The 19,544-nt window shown below is 67.3% G+C and carries 17 protein-coding genes and 1 pseudogene; 5 read left to right on the top strand and 13 right to left on the bottom strand.

Annotation, left to right across the window (positions count from 1 at the left end; all coding sequences use genetic code 11):
• The first annotated feature begins 114 nt into the window (after positions 1-114).
• Positions 115-558 (top strand): hypothetical protein, encoded by a 444-nt coding sequence (locus CW359_RS43950; RefSeq protein ID WP_105975879.1) that lies wholly within the window; start codon positions 115-117, stop codon positions 556-558.
• Between the two features lie 235 nt (positions 559-793).
• Here CW359_RS43950 and CW359_RS43945 read toward each other — a convergent pair whose 3' ends face one another.
• Positions 794-1,474, bottom strand: a complete 681-nt coding sequence (locus tag CW359_RS43945) for a hypothetical protein (protein WP_105975878.1) — start codon at positions 1,472-1,474, stop codon at positions 794-796.
• A gap of 123 nt (positions 1,475-1,597) precedes the next feature.
• On the opposite strand from CW359_RS43945, the gene CW359_RS43940 reads away from it, so the two are divergent.
• On the top strand, positions 1,598-3,025 hold the full coding sequence (locus tag CW359_RS43940) for a pentapeptide repeat-containing protein (protein ID WP_232838866.1): 1,428 nt from the start codon (positions 1,598-1,600) through the stop codon (positions 3,023-3,025).
• 29 nt (positions 3,026-3,054) lie between these two features.
• Here CW359_RS43940 and CW359_RS43935 read toward each other — a convergent pair whose 3' ends face one another.
• The 5 genes and pseudogenes from CW359_RS43935 to CW359_RS43925 form a co-directional block, all read right to left on the bottom strand.
• Positions 3,055-3,867: a site-specific integrase gene (locus tag CW359_RS43935; protein WP_232838865.1), complete on the bottom strand. Its 813-nt coding sequence runs from the start codon at positions 3,865-3,867 to the stop codon at positions 3,055-3,057.
• Complete coding sequence (locus CW359_RS47005) at positions 3,861-4,103, bottom strand: hypothetical protein (protein ID WP_232838864.1); 243 nt, start codon at positions 4,101-4,103, stop codon at positions 3,861-3,863. Before CW359_RS47005 ends, CW359_RS43935 begins: the two co-directional genes overlap by 7 nt.
• A 76-nt stretch (positions 4,104-4,179) precedes the next feature.
• On the bottom strand, positions 4,180-4,758 hold the full coding sequence (locus tag CW359_RS43930) for a DUF4145 domain-containing protein (RefSeq protein ID WP_232838863.1): 579 nt from the start codon (positions 4,756-4,758) through the stop codon (positions 4,180-4,182).
• 249 nt (positions 4,759-5,007) lie between these two features.
• Positions 5,008-5,172: pseudogene (locus CW359_RS47775) on the bottom strand (DUF6233 domain-containing protein); the annotation flags it as partial.
• Positions 5,173-5,419: 247 nt separating this feature from the next.
• Positions 5,420-6,385, bottom strand: coding sequence for a PIN domain-containing protein (locus tag CW359_RS43925; RefSeq protein WP_105975875.1), 966 nt, complete (start codon positions 6,383-6,385; stop codon positions 5,420-5,422).
• An 841-nt stretch (positions 6,386-7,226) separates the two neighbouring features.
• Here CW359_RS43925 and CW359_RS43920 point away from each other — a divergent pair.
• On the top strand, positions 7,227-7,550 hold the full coding sequence (locus tag CW359_RS43920) for a hypothetical protein (RefSeq protein WP_198655608.1): 324 nt from the start codon (positions 7,227-7,229) through the stop codon (positions 7,548-7,550).
• A 595-nt stretch (positions 7,551-8,145) separates the two neighbouring features.
• Here CW359_RS43920 and CW359_RS43915 read toward each other — a convergent pair.
• The 6 genes from CW359_RS43915 to CW359_RS43895 all read right to left on the bottom strand — a co-directional run bounded on the left by CW359_RS43915 (position 8,146) and on the right by CW359_RS43895 (position 13,738).
• Complete coding sequence (locus CW359_RS43915) at positions 8,146-9,207, bottom strand: hypothetical protein (protein WP_105975873.1); 1,062 nt, start codon at positions 9,205-9,207, stop codon at positions 8,146-8,148.
• Positions 9,204-10,187, bottom strand: coding sequence for a hypothetical protein (locus CW359_RS45650; RefSeq protein ID WP_157968749.1), 984 nt, complete (start codon positions 10,185-10,187; stop codon positions 9,204-9,206). The genes CW359_RS43915 and CW359_RS45650 overlap by 4 nt, the downstream gene beginning before the upstream one ends.
• A gap of 222 nt (positions 10,188-10,409) precedes the next feature.
• Complete coding sequence (locus CW359_RS43910) at positions 10,410-11,870, bottom strand: UvrD-helicase domain-containing protein (RefSeq protein ID WP_105975872.1); 1,461 nt, start codon at positions 11,868-11,870, stop codon at positions 10,410-10,412.
• 82 nt (positions 11,871-11,952) lie between these two features.
• On the bottom strand, positions 11,953-12,432 hold the full coding sequence (locus tag CW359_RS43905; RefSeq protein WP_198655607.1) for a hypothetical protein: 480 nt from the start codon (positions 12,430-12,432) through the stop codon (positions 11,953-11,955).
• Complete coding sequence (locus CW359_RS43900; RefSeq protein ID WP_105975880.1) at positions 12,429-13,313, bottom strand: DUF6083 domain-containing protein; 885 nt, start codon at positions 13,311-13,313, stop codon at positions 12,429-12,431. Before CW359_RS43900 ends, CW359_RS43905 begins: the two co-directional genes overlap by 4 nt.
• Before the next feature lie 161 nt (positions 13,314-13,474).
• Complete coding sequence (locus tag CW359_RS43895) at positions 13,475-13,738, bottom strand: helix-turn-helix transcriptional regulator (RefSeq protein WP_105975871.1); 264 nt, start codon at positions 13,736-13,738, stop codon at positions 13,475-13,477.
• Positions 13,739-14,007: 269 nt separating this feature from the next.
• Here CW359_RS43895 and CW359_RS43890 point away from each other — a divergent pair, with 269 nt between their 5' ends.
• Both CW359_RS43890 and CW359_RS43885 read left to right on the top strand, forming a co-directional pair.
• On the top strand, positions 14,008-14,937 hold the full coding sequence (locus CW359_RS43890) for a hypothetical protein (RefSeq protein ID WP_232838862.1): 930 nt from the start codon (positions 14,008-14,010) through the stop codon (positions 14,935-14,937).
• A gap of 438 nt (positions 14,938-15,375) precedes the next feature.
• A complete protein-coding gene (locus tag CW359_RS43885; protein WP_157968748.1) occupies positions 15,376-18,855 on the top strand; it encodes an NACHT domain-containing protein in 3,480 nt (1,159 codons plus the stop codon).
• Positions 18,856-18,989: 134 nt separating this feature from the next.
• On the opposite strand, the gene CW359_RS43880 is transcribed toward CW359_RS43885, so the two are convergent.
• Entirely contained in the window at positions 18,990-19,430 is a 441-nt protein-coding gene (locus CW359_RS43880) for a hypothetical protein (RefSeq protein WP_105975868.1), read from the bottom strand.
• Positions 19,431-19,544: the final 114 nt, after the last annotated feature.

The raw sequence follows: 19,544 nt of genomic DNA, 5'->3' as shown, positions 1-19,544 counted from the left end.
CAACAGCAGAATCACGTGCTGTCCCCGCGGTCTGCTTGAGCCGTGTGCGGGGAAACCCGCACGCACGGTTCTGAGGGGGGCCTCGTCCCGAGAGGGGCGGGGCCTACCCGACAGATGCGCCGCCACGACCTGACCGGCACTGCACAGGGCGAGCGCCGCCTGCTGTGGGGGTACTGGCTGCTGTCCGGCTACGGCCTGCGCGCCTCCCGCGCCTTCACCTGGCTGCTCGCCGCCATGAGCATGACCGTGCTGCTCCTGATGGGCATCGGCCTGCCCACCCACGACCCCGACCCCGCCACCACCGGAACCCTGAACGGCAGCAGGATCAGCCTCAACACCAGCACCCCCGACCCTGCCCTGCACGGCGGATGGCCCAAGCGCATGACCTGGGCCCGCGCGGAGAAGGCCACCCGCGTCGCCGTCAACTCGGTCGTCTTCCGCTACAGCGGCCAGAACCTCACCACCGCCGGCACCTACATCGAGATGACCTCCCGCCTCCTCGAACCCACCCTCCTGGCCCTCGGCGCCCTCGCCATCCGCGGACGCATCAAACGCTGACCGCAGCCCCGGCAACGACAGGTGGTTCATCCCAGCCGAACGGGAGTTCCGGGTAACGGTTCGGCCGAACCGTTACCCGGCCATGTGCCGCACGTGCCTGCACCAGCGAGGCACCCCTGAACTGCACAAAGTCCCTTCACTCCCTGGACAACCCCAGCCGAGAGCCGAAGATCGACTGTCACCTCAAGCGCAGGTGCAGCGGCAAGGCGAGCTCCCCACGGCCCGGAAGCGGTCCTCAGTCGGCGAACGCGTACAGCGGGTGCTCGGCCGGCTGCGGGGGAGCGCACTTGTGGCAGTACTGCGGGGGGATCACGGGGTTCCATCCGTACAGCTGATGGCCGCAGCCGGTGCACGAGCTGATGGTCTTGCGGATGCGCAAGCCCTCGGCCCGTCCCACTTCGTGCAAGCGCAGCCGTTCCCGCTCCAGGGCATGCTGCATGGCGAGCGCCTCGGCGGGGTCCGAGAACTCGTCGTCGAACAGGTTCGGGTCGCCGAAGGCTGCGTCCAGCAGCACGCCCCGCACCCGTTCGAAGGTTCCCAGGACGACGGCGGCCTTGATGAGGAGGTCTCCTTCCGAGCGGCCACCGAGCCGGGCCGGATCCCGCTCGGCGTCGTCCCTTCGGATGTATCCCCAGTCCCGCGCCATGCCGGCCAGGGCCCGGGCGTCGCAGTCCCCCAGGTGTTCTGTGCACGTGGTGATCGCCGAACCGATCGGATGGCGCTGGCAGTGGGGAGCGCGGCACAGATCGTAGGCCGTGTTCTGGCTGAGCAGGAGCTGAATGCGGCGCCGGCGGCACACGACGACGGCTTCGGACTCCGGGGCCAGCGACTCCAGGGTGAGGCGGGCCTGTGTGACCTCGTGGGCGAGACTGCCGGCCAGTTCGAGGACCGTCCCGTGGCTGTGTCGGTCCGTCAAGCCGTGTTTTCCGTAACGGAGTTTGTAGCATCTGGTTCCCGCATATGTGATCGGTGGCGACTGTGTCGGACCACAGGTGGTGGATATCGCAACCGCCGTGACGGCTGACTCGTCCTGCCGGTCGTGACTCCTCTCTTTGCCCGTACCCGGGAGCGCCGGCGTGGTCTGCGTCTGTGGCACGTGTGGGTCGTCCTGCCCTTGGCGTTCATCGCCGCGCTGACGGTCGCAGGTGGCGTGTTCTATGCCGGTTGGGACCTGCTCGGCGTCCGGGAGCTCAAAGCCGAGCCGCGCATCGACTCCAAGACGCTCTTCGATCTGGTGAAGCTGTCATTCGGCGTGGTCGCCGGGGCCGGCGGTCTGGTCGCCCTGGTCGTGGCTTACCGGCGCCAGCGGGTGGACGAGGACGGTGCGCTGCGTGACGCGACCCGCCTGCACAGCGAGCGGTTCACCGTCGCCGTCTCCCAGCTCGGCGATGCCTCCGCCGCAGTCCGCCTCGGCGGCGTTCACTCCCTGGCACACCTCGCCGACGACGCACCCACCCGGGCCCTGCGCCAGACGTGCATCGACGTCCTGTGCGCGTACCTGCGCCTGCCCTACACAGCGAAATCCGACCTGCCGCCCGGGGACACCGCGGCCCGGCACGAATACCTCGCGCTGCGACAGGTCCGCCACACGGTCATCCGCCTCATCCGCGACCACCTCCGTCTCGACCTTGAACACGCTCACTCCTGGTGCGACTACAGCTTCGACTTCACCAGCGTGGTCTTCGACGGCGGCGACTTCACCGGCGCGCACTTCCACGGCACCGTCTCCTTCGACGGCGCGCGGTTCAGCGGCGGCACGGTCTCCTTCGGCAACGCGGAGTTCAGCGGCGGCACGGTCTCCTTCGGCAACGCGGAGTTCAGCGGCGGCACGGTCTCCTTCGACGGCGCGCGGTTCAGCAGTGGCACGGTCTCCTTCAGCATCGCGCAGTTCAGCGGCGGCACGGTCTCCTTCCGCAACGCGCAGTTCAACGGCGGCACGGTCTTCTTCCACAGCGCGCAGTTCAACGGCGGCACGGTCGACTTCGCCTACGCGCGGTTCAGCGGCGGCACGGTCTTCCTCGGCAACGCGCAGTTCAGCAGTGGCACGGTCTCCTTCGACGGCGCGCAGTTCAGCGGCGGCACGGTCTCCTTCAGCATCGCGCAGTTCAGCGGCGGCACGGTCGACTTCCGCATCGCGCGGTTCAGCGGCGGCACCGTCTTCTTCGGCGGCGCGCAGTTCAGCGGCGGCACGGTTCCCTTCGACGGCGCGCAGTTCAGCGGCGGCACGGTCGACTTCCGCATCGCGCGGTTCAGCGGCGGCACCGTCTTCTTCCGCAACGCGCAGTTCAGCGGCGGCACGGCCCTCTTCGGAAACGCGGAGTTCATCAGCGGCACGGTCGACTTCGACAGCGCGGAGTTCAACGGCGGCACGGTCGACTTCGCGGGGGTTTCCGGCGTCGCTCCGCCGGGGCTGCCTTCGTCGGGAGGGCCCTTGCCGGCTGGGGTGACGTTGGCTGATGCCTGGTAGGGGGCCCTCGTGGGCCAGGTCATGGGGTCCTACAGCACGCCGAGCAGGGCGTTGTCCTCCCACTGGTCGACGACTTCGAGGTAGCTGGCCAGCACCTTGGAGTGGGGGGCCCAGCCGCCCTGTTTGGCGATGACGATCTGGTCGTGGCCCTTGAGGCGGGAGGACGTGGCGAGTCCGCGGCGGGGGCTGTGGCCGGTGAAGCGGATCTCGATCCCGGCGCGTTCGCCGGCGCGGGTGACGACATCGCCGATCGCCGTGGGCTGGAGCCCGCCGTCCATGACGGTGTGCCAGCGATTGTGCAGGCGCCGCCAGGCGTACCCGTCCGGGTCGTCGAGCCCGGCGGCTTCCTTCCAGGCCTGCCAGGCGCGGACCGGGCAGATCGAGGGCCGGGAGCCGTAGGGGACGGGGACGATGCGGGGGCGGACCTTGGACACACGCAGGTCGGCCTGGATGCCGCCGGGGGTCTCGGCGTAGTCGCGTACCCGGTTGAAGGCGAGTTCGTGCTCGCGGCCGGCGACGGCAAAGTGCATGAGGACCATGGCACGGTCGCGGATGCCGCGGAGGTTGTCCGGGCAGGCGGCGCTGATGCGGACCAGGTGCTCGACGAGTAGCGGCGGTGCCTGGCCGCGGCCTCGGGTCTCGCCGTTGGCCTCCATCTCCTTGACCAGTTGCTTGAGCCGGTTGCGGGCGAGGCGGGCAATGCCGTCTTCCAGCTTGACGCCGTGCTCGGCGCGGGCGGAGACCACGGTGCCGGAGAGGCGGCGGTCGATGGTGGACGGGGCGGTGAACGTGCCCGTCTTCCCGCCGGGCCGGGTCCACAGCCACTCGACGAACATCACCATCGTGCCGAGGTGACGGCGAGCACGGGCACCCCGGAGTCGGCGCAGAACGTCGCCCAGCTCGCCCAGTCCTGGGCGTAGCTCCTGCGGGTGCTCGACGGGCGGCCGTCCGCGACGGTGCGCACGGCCTGGTGGTCGATGTGCTCCAGCACGGCCCGGGTCGCGGCGTCGTACTCCTCCGGCCGGGCCGGCGCAGCCGGGATGACAACCGGTTCGACCGCATTGTGACCATCCGACATATGACGCCCCGTTCATCGGATTTAAGCACTTCCATGGAACCTGGATATGGGGGGCTTATCCGGGAACCATGAGGGATCACGGCTTCGGCGCCTTGGCCGCGTCGCTGCGTGCCTTGCGGGCGTCGGCCATGCGCCTGCGCTTCGCCGGCTCGACGTAGAGGATCTCGACGGCCTCCGCGATGATCTCCGCGAGATCGGCGATCTCGTCGGCCGCGTACTCCACGTTGTGGTGCACGCTGTCGTTGCCGACGACGCGGGCCTCGTTCATCGAGTCGACGACGTCCTGCGGCAGGCCCCGGTCGGCCAGTTCCTTGATCTTGCCGAGCAGGTTGTAGGCAGTGGCTCCCTGGTCCTTGCAGATCTCCTCGACCACGGCCCGGTAACCGACTCCGGCGAGACGGAAACCGCGGGCGCTCTCGGCGCGCGACGCCTCGGCGTACAGGGTCCGCACCATCTCCGGAACATCAGGGGACAGTTCGCGGGGCTCGGGCTCGGGCCACACCCGGCGGCGCCAACCGGACGGAGATGCCTCCTCGGCCTGCGCCAGTGCCGACCCCGGAGCCACTCCCTCGAACCCGACAAGCTCCAGAACCCCCCGGCTGCACAGATCACAGCTCCAGAGTTCCTCGTACACGACTGAGGCGGGGGTGGTCACAACCGAGCTGGTCGAGGGTTTCGGGTGGACCTGGCGGCGGTCCCTCAGGGTCATGGCTACGCCAACCGCGCATTCTGGATGGGGACATACGGCCCGCCTCCGTCCGAGGGATCGGCTCTGCAGAATGTCCACCATGCTCATAAGTTGGGAAGCCATGCGCCGAATCCTCCCGCCTCGCCCCCTGTATCCGCCAGGCGATTAGGCGCACCCCGGGATCCGGCGTTCCCCTCTGCGGGCGGGCTCGTCCGATCACGGATCCGGCTGGCAAGCCTCGCACGCGGTGGCCCATTGCTCCCGCAGGAAGACCCGCACCTGGACCAACGGCGCGGGGGTGAGGCGGCCCTTCGCCGCCCAGCAGTCGGGGCCCGTGTGCAGGACGAGAGCCCGTTTCTCGGACCGGTCGTGCCGCAGGGCCTCGAAGGCCCACGTCGGAGCCCGCTCGGTGACGCCGGACTACCGGATGCGGGCTCCGTGTCCGCCCGACAGCTCACCGACGCGCTCGACCAACTGCCCACCGCCGCAGCGTCCTAACGCCGAAAGGCTGCCGATGCGCCGAGGAAGCCCTGCTTACGGGGCCCGGTGTACTGCGTCGAGTACACCGTCGACTTCGGGTTCCGCGCTTCATTCGCCGAGCCCGGGCCCCAGATCGGCGATGTTCAGATCAGGCACCCGACGCCGCAGCGGCGGCTTCGGCCTCACTGCGGTTCTTCCGCTGTGCCCGGATGCCGTTGCCGCGCGGCTGGTTCCCGCCGCGGTCACGGGGCGGCTCTTCACCGATACCCGCGGTGTGGGGGAGCTTGGTGACCTTCAGTCCGGCGATGCGTCCGCGGGTGGCCTGGCTGGTGTCGCAGGTCAGCAACCGGACTTCGCGGGCGGCGATGGCCTGGATGGTAGCCGCCCGGTCGATGATCTCGTCGTCGGCGATCGGGAGCCGGACGTGGCCAGCCTGGTCGAGGACGATTTCCGCAGTGATCGCCCCACGGACGGACTGTCCTTTGCCGTGCCCTCTCGGGCGCAGGACTCCGGTGGTGCCGGTGATGATGGTCTCGTCCAGGCGTCCCAGGGTGTGGCCGGCGCGCCACCGGGGATGTGGCTGCCCGGATTCCTTGAGCCGGTCGAGTTCGTCGACCACCACGATGGGGAAGAGCAGGTGGATCTCCTCGTCCTCGGGCAGGCCCATCACCTCGTGGAGGTCGGTTTTCGCGAGCGGGGACGGGCTGTTGAGATAGAAGCTGGAGTCCGCAACGGCCAGCCAGATTGGCCCGCCCCACCGCCGAATGTGGGCCATGAGTGAGTCGGCCGCGGCGTCGAGTGCCGATGCCCGCTCGGCGAGTTCCATGCTGACCAGTCCGTTCACGAGGCGCTGCTGATCGGAACCAGCGAGGTGGCCGACACCGGCGAGAAGCTGGCCGTGGGTGCGGGTGAGTACGAGGCGGTCGATGTCCGTGTCGCTGATCTGTCCGCGCATGAGCCGAGCTGACTCGTTAGCCCACTCCAGGTAGCGCAGCAGCCGCCCGTAGGCCGTCTCCTCCCCGGGGCCCTGGGCGCTTGCTGCTGCGTTGCGGATCCTCCGCAGGTTGTCGTGGATGCCGTTGCGGTTGGCGCCGGGCAGAGGTGTGATGAGCATGCGCTGATCCTGCCAGGGTGGGGTGTGGCGCTAGCAGTAGCTGAATTTCCGGCCCCCAGAAAGCTGCGTTTGACCTGGGCCCACAGCACTCCAGCGATGTTGGGATTGAACCCAGACCACCGGCGTCGGGCCACGGTGTGTCGGCTTACCTCCGACGGCGGTTGCCAAACCGGCCCGGCCGCAGTCGGAGGTTGATGCGCTACTTCGTGATCACCCACTCCCACGCCGTCTTTCCGGCCTGTGAAGCGAAGCCACCGACTGCGGACAGTGCGAGGAAGAGCCCGGCGCGGACGGAGGGACGAGTCTTGCCCCGGCCGTCGGGAGTAGACATCATGAACGGGTTCCTCATGGAGTACCTCTCAGGTGGTTGAGGGCGCACAGAGAGCCCCCGGCAGCGGGCGCCAACCAACTTGCCGGTCGGGCTCTTTCTGTGTTCCTGGGCCTTTCCGTCCCAAGGATGTGGCAACGCCCCGACTCCTGGGGCCCCATGGCGGGCCGCCAGAAACCTCCGGAAGGCTGCCGTACGAACCCGTACGTCGCAGTAAGCTACGAAGCTATTTCTGGAAGTTTTTGGAAGGCTGGTGCGAGTGTGGGGCAACTCAAGAAGCCGGACGTTGCAGCCGGGCCACTGAAGGCCCTCAACGAGGCTCTGCACCAGCTGCACCTGGATGCGGGTGAGCCCTCTCTCCCCCGAATGGCGAAGGCATGGGCCGAGGGTTACCTGTCCGGTAAATACAAGACAACTCGGAGCACGTCCAGTGTCGGGGCGCTCTTCTCCAGTGGAGAACTGCCCAACGGGGAGGCCCTCAGCGACCTAGTCGCTCTGCTCATGACCGAGTTCATGGACACGCAAGACGGACAGGTCAAGGCGAAGCAGACCGAATTCCGCCGCCTGCGTACCGCGGCTGCCAACCATCTTCGAGCGCCCTCCCCCAGCGCCCTCGTCAACGGTCTCCGTCGGACGGGCAACGGATACCTGCGGCTCGCCGATGCCGTCCAGCAGGCCGAGAACCTGGATGCCCGCTCCATCACCGCGGCGAACCGCAGGAACGCCTACCTGCACGCGGCGACGGTGGCCACAGAGACCCTCGGCGTGGACGACACGGTCACGCAAGAGTTGAATCGCCGGTTGGACAACCTGGAGCCCGAGCGGTGGACAGAGTAATAGGCCGCAGGGCGGCTCCGTGGGTCCGGCTTGGAGGCTAGGTGCCCGGGGCCGTTGGAGACGGATCCTGCCCCGTTTCCGGGTCGGTCCCGCGGAACCTACAAATAGCCGTCCCCGCAGGTCGGGTGCTGACGATGCGGACAGGATGGCCGTCCGGCGCCAGCGTGCCGCCGGGTCTCACGGACGCAGACAAGACCGAGACCTCCGCCTCAGCGCGGCAGCGTGTATGTGCGGGCCTGTGGGCTGTCGAGGGTCATCGCTGCCTTCGCCGTCTGACTCCGCGCACGAGGATGATGCCCACCCCACGGACCACGAGGTGGGCACCACTGCGTGTCACGGCGCATCAGCCCGGAACGTCTTCACCGTCCCCCGCCCGGCTCCGCGACTTTGACGACCACCTGCCCTCATACATGTACCGGGCAAGCCCCTGCCTCCGCGAACTCCTCGTCAGGGTCCTCGGCCCGGAGGCCGCGACCCAACTCCCTGAGACGTGACCGGCCGGTGACCCCCACCGCCGCCGGTCTCAGCCGCTCCCGCTGTCTGGACAGCGTTTACGCGCGCGCTACTTTCCCCTCAGTCCCGGCTGAGCGAAAGCTCAGACGCCGGCGGGAGCAGGCAAGGCCAGCGCGCTTTGCAGCGACGGATCCACGAATTCAAGCCTGCTGTCAAACCGATGCTGAAGATTACTGACCAGCCGGGCAATGGCATTGCCACATCCGCCGGGCTCCAGATGGACCCGCATCCACTGACGGCCGATTTCCATTCTGACCTGCTGACCGACGTGCAAATCGACCGCGTCGACGTAGACCACATCGTCCTTGAACTGTGGGATTCCCCACAATCGGAATGGCTGTCTGGCCGCAAACAAGCTCGCGGCAAACTGCTCCATGTCCGGGATCTCACGGCTGAATCGAATGGAGATCGGGCCCCCGCTGAACGTGAACCCGTCCTCAGAACTGCCGTCGAGCGGGCTCCACGCCAATGAAGAATGTTCACACAGCTCTACAAGATTTCGATATCTGTCCACGATGATGCTCACGAACTGGAGATGATATTCAAAGTCTCCCGTGACTGCGAATCTCCCCATACGGTGAACCGCTTCGTCGAGCCTGCCGATGGAGTCCCGGACAGATACCTGAACACTGTCAAAGGAGACCGCAGAGCGGTAGTTATCCTCCTCCGAGATATAGGCGAGAAGCCGCTCGGCACCACCACCTGAGAGGTTGATGCTCAGGTCTTGCGCTGGATCACTGGCGGGCAGGAAGTCATGCCCTTGGAATTTTGTTTTGACGCGGTTCGAACTGGAACCCGGCCAAAGGTTCTGCAGATGATTCGACGGCAGCCAGAGCCAGTCCAGCTCTCGGTGACTCTCGATCTTTTCTTTCAAGATCGGGAGGATCCCACCCATAGGCATTTTCGTATGGAGGGACCAGAAGCGGCCCTGAAGCTGGTCGACCCACACCTCGCCGCCATCGACGAATGCTCGTTTGACGTAGGCGTCGTCCGTCTCCACGAAATTCGAGGAACCGAAGATGGTCGCCATGATGTCGTCCGGCGAGGAGGACCCACTCGGGTCGTGTGCCTCCACCACGATGGTCCTGGTGGGAGAGGACACATCGCACCCCAAGCGATCGATCATGTCCGCGCGCGTGGTCATGACGCCTCCTCTCCTTCCAGGCCCTCTTCTTCATCGTCAGACGGTTCGGAGGGATCTTCCAGCTCGGAAGACCCTTCGACATCGGCGAGCAGATCGAGCTGGTTGGGATCGACCGACCTCCCCCTGCGTCGTCTAGATACCCGCGCCAGTGACTGATACGCGACGGTGCGCCCTCGGTGGTCAAACTCCTCAGGGGTACGAAGTAGCCTTACCACACCTTCGGGCCCACCGCCGGGCGATTGCTCGTAACGATACGTGTCGGGCTCTTCGGCACTCAGTTGACGCAGAGCCGTTTGGAATCGCTTGGCGATCTGCTGCCTGACCGCCTGTTGGTATCTTCTGTAATGAACGCACAGATCTTCGGCGATTCGGGGCACCGAGATTTCTTCAGTCCTTCGGGCTGCGGCCTTGATGAGGTACGGGCGCAGCTTGTCAACGAAGACCGAGGCGGGCGAGTCGTGATCAAAGTCAATGATTCGCGCTGGTGGTGCAAGTAGCTTGACCGATCCTCCGGGGAAAGCGTCCCGGAGGATCTTCGAGGCCTTGCCCGCTCGCCTTAAGGTGACCTCGGAATCACCGACCGTCAGCAGTGCATAGTCGGCGGAAATACTGTCCAGTCCCTGAATGACTCGGTCAGATTTATCGGCGAGGCAGACGTACAGCACCTCCGACGTCAGCGGCTCCCTGTTGCTGAGCGTAATAGCCGCGGCAGTGACGACCGATTTCGGGTCGATCATTCCGTAGCGTTCGGCCTGCTCGTTCTCAATGTTGTTTCCTGACTTGCACTCGCAGAAAACGAGGTGAGACTCGGCCTCGTTGAGCAGGACGACATCAATTGTCACTCTGCCGCCCGCAGAGCAGGCCACGGTGATCTCAAGACCCACGATCCTGAATCCGGCCCGGGTTAGCACGGCAGGGTTGATGTCGTTCGGCGTACATAGGCCCAAGAGGGCATTGACCGGCACCAAGCGCTCTTCCAACGACGCCCCCCTGGCGAATGTGTTTGCGGGTGATGGTAGCGGCTGCTCCCGTAAGTCCGGAAGATCTAATATGATCCGATGTTCTTGACTAGAACATGCGTACCCATGTTCGTCATCTGCGGCAAAAGTCGATCCGCCAGCCTGGTCGGGTGGACCTCGCCCGTGTCGGCCGAAGATCCTGATTCGTGGGAGCGGCACGACCGGGCAGCAACATGGAGTGGGTTAGAGAACGTGGGGGTGGCTGTCGATCCATGACAGACCGCCGAGATCGAGGTGGTGGCGGGCGCGGGTGACCGCGACGTAGGCGAGGCGCGCGTCGGTGTCGCTGACCGGTTCCGGGATCGGGCAGCCTTGGGCGTCGTGCTGGTCGGTGTCTTTGGGCGGGGGGAAGTCGTCGGCGATTTTGACGGCGGCCCATTCGCGGCCCTTGGCCTTGTGGGCGGTGGAGACGGTGACGTCGGCGTGCTGCTCGTCGGTGAGTTCGTCGACGGCTGCAAGGATGGCGTCGGGTCCGTGGGTGTCGACGAGATCGACGAAGGGCTGGAGATCGCCGCCGGCGGGATCGTGGGCGGCGTAGTCCTGGAGTTCGCCCCAGGAGGCGAACAGGACCAGTTCTGGATGGTTCGTGCGGCGGCCTTGCTTGAGATCGAGAGCCGCGAGCGCTAGCGCGGTTAGTGTGTTGCCGCCGCGGGTCAGGGCGACGCGGTGGCCGCCGGCGAGCAGCTTCATGGCTTCGGTCATGGCGCCGATGTTGGTGCGGCACAGAACCGCGTCGGGGCGGGCGAGGGTGCCGACCTCGGTGGGGATGGCCTCGGTGCCGGTCAGGCGGATGGGTGCATCGGCAAGTTGCAGCCAGCGGTTGGCCTGCTCGGCCAGGCGGGGGCCGAAGCGGAAGGAGCGGGTCAGGGTGAGGGATGTGGCGTCGAAGCCGGTCATCACGTCGCGGGCGCCGCGCCAGCCGTAGATGGCCTGGGCGGAGTCGCCGACCATGACGAGCTGGGCGTGGTCGCGCTGGGCGGCGAAGACCTGTTCCAGCACAGGGTTGGTGTCCTGGGCCTCGTCGAGGAAGAGGAAGTCCGCGTCGATCTTCGGTTCGGTCAGGGCCCACATCTTCAGATAGTGGTCGTGTTCGAAGCGGACGACCCTCTGGTCGGGGTCCTGCAGGTCGGCCCAGGCCTTGACGGCGAACGGCAGGACCTCGGCGGCGAGTTGGGCTTGTTCGGCCGGGGTTCCCAGGCCGCGCAGGTGCGGTACGTGGCGGCGGTCCAGGGTGCGGTCGGCGGAGTGGCAGTAGCGGGTCAGGGTGCGCAGCACGGTGTGAGACAGGGTCCGATGGCTGACGTCGTGGTCGCCGATACGGATGGCGCGGGTGATGCCGAGGTTCTGGCCGGTCTTCCAGGCGGGCTGGCGGGGACTGTTCAGGCGGTGGGTGTAGCGGTGGCCGAGGGCGGCGTAGGCCGTGGCGTGGGCGGTCTTGCAGAGCACGGTCCGGGGGAAACGCGATGAGGCGTCATGGGCGATGTCCTTGTTGAAGGCGAGGTAGCGGCCGTGGCGTGTGGTGCCGGCGGCGAGCAGGTTCAGCGTGCTGGTCTTTCCGGTGCCGGCGCCTGCTTGCAGGACGAGGTGGTGGCCTGCGCGGAAGGCGTCGGCTGCTTCGGTCTGTTCGTCGGTCGGGGTGGGCAACAAGGACTCCGCGGAAGAGGGAGGGCGGCAGGGGGGAAGAGGATGGTGTCGGCGGTCGGCTCCGTGGAGTGCCGCACAGGCCCTACTGGCCCGGTGGTGGGCGGTGGGCGAGAAGGGTGCTGGCCGTGCAGGCCAGCACTTCCTCGGCTGTGTGGTGGGCGAGCAGCCTTTCCAGTTGTGCCGTCAGTCGCTGGGCGCGTTCTCGTTTGTGGCGGGTGACGGCTGCGGTCACGCTCTGGCTGAGGAAGTCCTGGGGCCGCTGGCCCCGGGCGGCTGCGGCCTGGTGGATGGCGGTGCGGGCGGAGTGGCTGAAGGCTACATTGAGCCGGACCTGGCCTCGGTGGTCCGGGTAGTGGGTGGTCAGAACGTCGATGGGCAGCAGGGCATTGAGCTGGTGGCGCAGCCGGTGCAACGCGCGGCCGGGACTGCTGGCCTGTTGCACGGCCATCAGCCGGGTGCGTTCCGCGTTGGCGGCCAGCGCCACGGTGCGGCGGGCGCGGTGGAGTTCGGCGGTGGTGGCGGGCCGGGTGAGGGCGATCTCGATGGCGTGGTGCGGTGTCACAGGCGGCCCGCCTCCCGTCCGCGCTCTGATGGGCCGGGGCGCCGGGTGCGGTTGGGTAGACGAGTGTGGATGTGCTCGTGATGGATGAACGGGTCGAAGGGTTCCCAGTCGGCGACTGTCAGGTCCGGGGCCGAGGGGGTGGCAGCGTGCTGCGTACAGCGCTGGGTGCGCCAGCGCAGCTGCTCGACGTAGGGCAGGCGGGTGAGGTCGTAGACGGCCATCACCGCGGTGGGCAGGGCCAGTTGACCGGTTGCGGCGGTGGCCGGCATCAGGCGCCAGGTGCCTGCGGGGGCGTCGGGGGTGAGCAACGTGCTGGTGCAGCGGTGGCGGAGCCGGGTCTGCGCGACGCACTGGATCTCGTCCACGGGACGGGTGGCGAGGTAGCGGACGTACAGGAGCCGCACGACGGGCCGGGCCGGACGGCATACGGCCGATGTCGCTGGCTCAGCCTCCAGCGGTGCATAGGGCGTGAAGGCCCCGGCATCGATCAGGCGGCGGGTGTTGACCGCCAGACGGCGGCGCAGTCCGGCCAGCTCGGGCGGGGCTGGCGGAGTGCCCCGCGCGGGGCAGAGCACGGCGTGCGCCACGCGGCACCAACTGCTGCCGTCGCCCGCGGGGTGGGCGACGCCGGAGCTGACGTGCCAGCGGCAGGAGTCGGGCACCTCGGCGACCGGCAGTTCGGGGGGATGCAAGCGCACAGGCCGCTGATTGACGCCCTGGTACCACTCGATCCGGTTGCCGCAGTCACGGCAGCGGTCACTCTGGCCGCAGCGCAGGAGCCGGCTGGGACCGTCGGGATCCACGCGGAGGAAACGCCGCGCGTGAACGGAGACGGGGCTGCCGTCGCAGTGCCGTCGTGAAGGTGGGGATGTGGAGCGCATGTGCGCGAAGATCGCGGATGACACGCCGGGCAGCCGTCATCGGCACCGTAAGAGTCCCCCGTCCGGCCCCATTCATGGCAACGGGTGTGCGAGCGTACACTCACACGTTCGCCCCCGGATCACCGGTTCGGGTGATGAATGACGACGCCTGACGGGGGTCGTCAGGCGTCGTCCGGGCCAGGTGAATCGTGGCCCCGGCAGAGGAAGCCGAAGAGGTCCTCGACCGGCGTGCTCAACGCATGGGCAAGGGCGTGCCACGTCTTCAGGGTCCCGATAGTGCGGCCCTGCTCGATCTCGATGAGAGTGCGCCTGGCCAGGCCGCTGCGGGCGGCGAGCTCGTCGTAGCTCCAACCTCGCACCGCCCGCAGACGCGCGAGCTCCAGGCGCAGCGCGTCGAGATTCGGATCGGGCGGGAAGATCGTCACTCGTCAATCCGACGGTGCAGCCACCTGCCCTGTCAGTGCAGACCTCTGCCCTACTTTCCTGTCGGTCGTCCAGACGGGTGGGCAGAGGTCTGCACTATCGTGCGGCTGTCAGCCACTTCCAGCCGCCTGCGTGGGGCGGTTCGGTGCGGATGGGCGGGAGGAGCGCGTGCCCGATGAGGCTCTGCACAACACACGCGGTAGTGCGGCGCGTCTGGACGGTCGAACTGCGGTCGCAGTCGGGCGGACCGGTGCTTGCCTGTCCTCTGTGCGTGCCGGCAGTTCAGTCCCTGGAGGCATCCTCCGCGCGGTCGGCGGTTCTTGCTCATCTGGCCGGGCATGCCCGCCGTGACGTCCTCGCTCCCCATCTCCGGATCTGCCAGTGCCGGGAACGGGGCTGCCGGTGGCATCCGCACCATCACGGGTGTGCCGGTTCCGTGCTGCTGGTGCTCATGCGCGAGCATGGCGGCCGGATCTGGCGCCTGGCTGACATGTGCGCTGCCTGCGCGGGAGCAGTTCCCCACGCTGCGGCTGTTCCGGACACCTTCACGTCCTGCAGATCCGGCCCAGCCCGCGCCCGACGGCGGGGGAGTCGGCCTCATGAGCACGACCAACGACGGCGCGTACGGGAGACGCTCACCCAGCTCGCAACGGTCCTGCCCCGTTTCTCCTCTCCGATCGCCCGGCTGCTCGCGCTGCAGTGCGCGCTCCGCGCCGACGGCCACGGACAGGTGCACCTGCCGGGCGGGCTCCTGCGCGCGATGCGCCTCGGCGGTCATGCCATGCCCTGGCAGGAACTGGAACACGCCGGCTGGCTGCGCTGCCTACCGGCCGGCATGACCAAGGGGCAGGGCGGCGTGGAAGCGCAACTGCTCGATGCCGACGCCCTCACGCCGGCGCCCGGCCGGACAAGCCGGGCACGGGCCGCGCACTGGGCGCTACACCCGGCCCCGCTGGCGGTGGCCCGAGCCGCACCGCCGGCGATACAACTGACCGCTCTCGTGCTGGCCGCACACACGGGAGCGGACACCGGGCGAGCCGACGCCGACCAGCTCACCCGCCTGTGCGCAATGTCGCAGGCCCAATTGGATGACCTCTTCGACCGGCTGCTGCACGCGAACGTCCTGGAAGCGTGGAACTGCGACGACGACGCCGGTGAAGTTCACTGGAAGGCGCGTCCAGGTCATCAGCGTGAGCCGTAGCAACCGGCCATGTCGCCGCCGCGCGGGAGGGCTGCTGCTGGATGTCTTCGGCCGTGACGGGGTGCTCAAGCCGGTTCCTGCCCATAGAGTTCCGTCGCTCGGCACTCAGTCTCGGCTAACCCCAATCGACTGATCACTGCGCCTCATTCGCACGCAATGGCGAACCGGATAAGGAGTTACATGTGGTCCTCTCAGACCTCAACCAGGGTGCGGGTCATCGCTGCTGAGGGCCGCGGACCGCTCAGCTGGTGCCGACTGAAGAAGACTGCCGGAGCAGTCGGGACACTGTCCTTCACGTGGGACATCACGTTGCTGCGATCCGTCGCCCCTTCAGCTATCTAGGCATCGGAGAACCGACAGGTGTCGCAACCAAACAGGGGAGCCATTGGCGGCGCCGCTGGGGAAGCAGGCAGTGGTCATCGGGCTGGTGCCGCTGCTTTGATCGCTGCTTATGGGCTTCTCGGTGAGCGTGTGCCGTGGCTCAGCTCCCTGGCCGCCCCGGAGCGGATGCTGCTGGAAGCCGACGTGCATGTCGACGACATCGCCGTCGACATGGCTGACGGCTCCCATGTGTTCATCCAGGCCAAGAACAGCGGTGACCGCGCTTCTCTCACCGCTGCCCTGAAGCAGTGGTGCGCAGCAATCAGGGCGGGGGAGTGTACGGCGGTAGACGAAGTTCTCCTGGTTGTCGGACAGAAGTGGACCGATGACCTCATGGAGTTGGCACAGGCGCTTGACGCGCGTCGCGGCGGCGCATCGCTGACATCCACCGCGCAACTCGCTGTCGACGAGCTCAAGGTCCAGGCGGTCCGCCTTGGTCTGACCGAACCACAGGCAGACCTGCTGCTGGGCGTGGCCAAGATCAAGCAGTTGGAGGCCGACGAGAACGGCCGGGACGAGGCTTTGGGAGCAGCGTGCCTCAACGCTGCCATCGTCACTGCAGGCCATGGACTGCCAGCGTTCCAGGCCATGCGAGCCCGCCTGAAAGATCGCGCGAAAACCCGCACCCCGTCCGACGTAAACATGTGGCGTCAGTGGCTGACCGATGCCGCGCTGCCGCTGACTGCCGATGCTGGCGGGGCACTGGCCGCGCGCCTGCAGGCCGAGGACGACGCGGTCGCTGCTTACAGGCGCAGGTGGGCCCAGAAGCAGGATGTGCTTCCGCTGGCCGACCTGGGCTTGAACCTGACCTCCCTGGACGTGCCTGGGCTGGTGGAGGATCTGCGTGCCACGCCTCTCCATGCCCCCGACACTGAGATCGGGACTCTTGGTAACGACCTGGTCTCGATCGTCCGCCGTCAGGGTCAGCTCTTGTTGGTCGGCCGTCCTGGGATGGGCAAGAGCGTGGCCCTGCGACTGATTGCCGCCGCATGGGCCAGCCAGCCCAATGCCCCCGTGCCGGTCTGGCTCCGTCTGCGTGACCTTCAGGTGTGCCTGCCAGTCGCAGGCCCATATCGGCTCCGGATCGACGATGTTGTTCAGGTTGCAGCAGATACCGAGTACCCCTCCTTGAGAGCGGGGTTGGCTCGCCGGATAGAGGCTGGCGAGGTGCTGCTCCTCCTGGACGCCCTGGACGAGGTGCATGAGCGTCAGGGCCCCGTCGTGGAGGCGCTGGCTGCGCTGATCGGCGACCTGCCCTCGACCATAGACGTCGTGGTGACTTCTCGGCACTCGTCCGTAGCGGCTGCATCTGTCCTGCAACTGCCCTGCTATGAGCTGGGAGAGCCGAGCAGTCTGGAACAGACCGCCCGCGTGCTCCTGGAAGAACTCTCCATGGCAGGAGATGACTCCCAGAAGACCCAGGAACAGTGGATCTCGGAACGCACTCAGCGCATCGGCCGCTCCCGGGAGTCCGAAGCCGATCTGTGGCGGGTGCCGCTGCTCGCAATGCTCATGGTTCTGACCATTGCGCGGCGCCCATTGGGCTCAGTCCCAAACACCCGTGCTGGCCTACTCGTTGGTGTCCTGCGCGACAGCGTTCACCGATGGGACTTCCGACGGCCCGACGCCGTCGTGCCTGGCATGGACTCGTCCCTGGCCGGCGACCCTCTGCTGGACTGCTATCAGGACATTGCGCATCTGGTCATTGCCGGAGACCCGCCCTGGGACGAGGCGAAGAACGCAGTGGAGCACCGTCTGCGGCACCACTGGGGGCTGGCTCCGGGGGTTGCCGCAAGTGGCGCAGAGAAGATCGTTGACTACTGGGACGCGACAGCGGGGGTGTTCATCACACATACCCATCGCGGCGCGCTCAATGCCCGCGTCCGGCTGTTTGCGGAGATCGGGGAGGTGCAGTGGGTTGTGCGGGACACCACACAACTCCAAGGCTGGATGACCAGTGTCCTCCACGACGCGGACCGCTATGAGAGTGCCCGGCTTGCTGCCAGTCTGTCTCCCGCAGCCGCCGACGAACTGATCCGGTGGGCACTCCACGTTGGCGATGATGCGCTCGACCTCGTCTACGACGCGCTCGATGACGGGGCAGTGTTCGTCCCCACCGCACTCACAGCTGTCCGTGACGCCCAGCTTGACCGGCTCCCCACCATCAAGGAACCAGACCGAGCCAAGGGCGTCACCGGGTTTCTCAGTCTGTTTCAGGCTCCCCCGGCGGCACAGCTCGCGATCCGCCTTGCCGACGACGACCTCACCTGCGAGCAGACCGATCGACTAATCGCAGCGACCGCGAAGCTGGGATCTCACCAGGCTGCCGTAGTGGAGGCGTTGTGCGCCTGCAGGACCGCACGGAAGCGAGGAACGGCACTCACCGCGGCTGAACTCGACACCGTGGCGACGGCCCTATACGGACTCCCTAGCGGGGACAATCCCGAGCCAGTCGAGGAGAACCTCCCCAGGCTTCGCCTGGCAGGGATCGAACCCCTCATCCGCGCCGCCCTCATCCACCTCCTGCCCTCACGCCCAGACATCGCACCTGCCCTCGCCACCGCAGCGCGGTCGTACACCACAACAGGCTTCTGCCTCTGGTTGACGACCGAGCTGGATCACCTTGGATTCGCAGCGGCGGCCCGGGCCATGACCCAACCGATCCCATCGTCCGCGACCATAATCATGAGATGGGCCGACGAGAGAGCAGCGCTGTTCCGGCTTCTTGGTGGACTCGCCGAACCGCGACCCGTCCTCGCCGCCAGCGAGGCGTGGCACCTGAACGATGCCGCCGCCTTCGTCGCCACCCTCGGCATCGCTAAAGCCATGGCGACCGTCCCCGACCAAGCGGTGCAGCAGCACCGTAATCTCACCGAGCGGTTGTGCCGCGCCACCTTGGACGGCACCGGATTGGCTCCCGACCTCGTCGCCGCACAGCTGCAATCACTGGACAGCGAAAACGACCCAGACTGGGGACTGCTCTTCAAACACAGCACCCGGTTGCTCCCCCGAAAGGTTCAGCCGAGCACGGTTGACACGGACCTCATTTTGGAGGCCCTGCACACGGGGAATCCGTGGCTCGCCCAGCTATCCTTGCGACTCACGGACGGCGCCCAGTCCGTCCCTTCGTCGCTGCCCCAGCAACTCGCTGAAGCGCTGGCACAGATCCCGGCCGTGGCCCGGGTGATGACGGCCACGCTCCTCACGCTTCGCTGGCCTCTGCGTTCCCTTCCCACGCAGGACCCGGTTATCCGTGCGGGGATCGCCCGAGTAAAGGCGCAGCAACTGGCTTCTCAGCACCAACACCGTGACGCGTCTGCCTTCCTATGCGACGTCGACCTCCTCGTCCGTGAAAAGGCAGTCGACGGCCTCACCGACATCCCGGCAGCGGACCGGTCTCATCTCGAAGCAGCACTGGCAGTGCCGGCGCGGCAATGGACTTGCGTGTGGTGCGGCACTCTGCAATCCGTCGAGACTGACGCCTGTCCGAATCGACACTCCCGCCCGCATCCGAAGCTGGCTCAACAGCGAGTATGAGTCTGGCGAGACGCAACGCTTCCCCGCCATCCGAAGCCCCATCGGTCGGCCCTGAACCACGACTCCCCAGTCACACCCTTGAAGGGAGTCGGCTTCGCTTCGCGAGTAGACCCATCCCTGCGAAGTCGCCTGGGTCAGCGTTTGACGCGGTTGCGGACGGCGAGGACCGCGAGGCCCAGAAGGACGGGCTCGGCCAGGCGGGAAGTCATCTCGATGTAGGTGCCGGCGGTGGTCAGGTCCTGGTCGGCGGAGCGGAAGACCACCGAGTTGAGCGTGACGTGCAGGGCCTTCTCGAAACGCTCGCCGGTGAACCGGTTCCCCGTGGGGTTGTGCGGTTCGTCCTTGTCGATCTCGAAGGTAACCGTGCCTCCGCTGGCGGGGATGGTGCCGGTCGCTTCCTGCTTCGGGGCGTCCTTGGGGAGGTCAACGCTCATCAGGAGCACGATGGTGACGAGCATGGCGGCGGCGAGCCAGCCCAGGGCCCGGGAAGCGCGCAGGCCGTAGCCGGACAGCGCCCAGTAAGCGGTCAGAAGGCTTCGCTCGCTTCGGGGGATGTCGTCGGCGTGGCGGCGCATCTGTCGGGTAGGCCCCGCCCCTCTCGGGACGAGGCCCCCCTCAGAACCGTGCGTGCGGGTTTCCCCGCACACGGCTCAAGCAGACCGCGGGGACAGCACGTGATTCTGCTGTTG

Origin of the sequence: Streptomyces geranii, assembly GCF_002954775.1 — a bacterium.
GTDB classification, from domain to species: Bacteria; Actinomycetota; Actinomycetes; order Streptomycetales; family Streptomycetaceae; genus Streptomyces; species Streptomyces geranii.
Note: the sequence above shows the minus strand (reverse complement) of the source record. Positions and strands in the feature narration are given on the sequence as shown.

Excerpts from the sequence above, each read along its gene's own strand:
- CW359_RS43900 (WP_105975880.1), bottom strand. The coding sequence starts at position 13,313 with ATGCGCTCCACATCCCCACCTTCACGACGGCACTGCGACGGCAGCCCC.
- CW359_RS43935 (WP_232838865.1), bottom strand. The coding sequence starts at position 3,867 with ATGGTGATGTTCGTCGAGTGGCTGTGGACCCGGCCCGGCGGGAAGACG.
- CW359_RS43915 (WP_105975873.1), bottom strand. The coding sequence starts at position 9,207 with ATGACCACGCGCGCGGACATGATCGATCGCTTGGGGTGCGATGTGTCC.
- CW359_RS47005 (WP_232838864.1), bottom strand. The coding sequence starts at position 4,103 with ATGTCGGATGGTCACAATGCGGTCGAACCGGTTGTCATCCCGGCTGCG.
- CW359_RS43880 (WP_105975868.1), bottom strand. The coding sequence starts at position 19,430 with ATGCGCCGCCACGCCGACGACATCCCCCGAAGCGAGCGAAGCCTTCTG.
- CW359_RS43925 (WP_105975875.1), bottom strand. The coding sequence starts at position 6,385 with ATGCTCATCACACCTCTGCCCGGCGCCAACCGCAACGGCATCCACGAC.
- CW359_RS43920 (WP_198655608.1), top strand. The coding sequence starts at position 7,227 with ATGGACACGCAAGACGGACAGGTCAAGGCGAAGCAGACCGAATTCCGC.
- CW359_RS43950 (WP_105975879.1), top strand. The coding sequence starts at position 115 with ATGCGCCGCCACGACCTGACCGGCACTGCACAGGGCGAGCGCCGCCTG.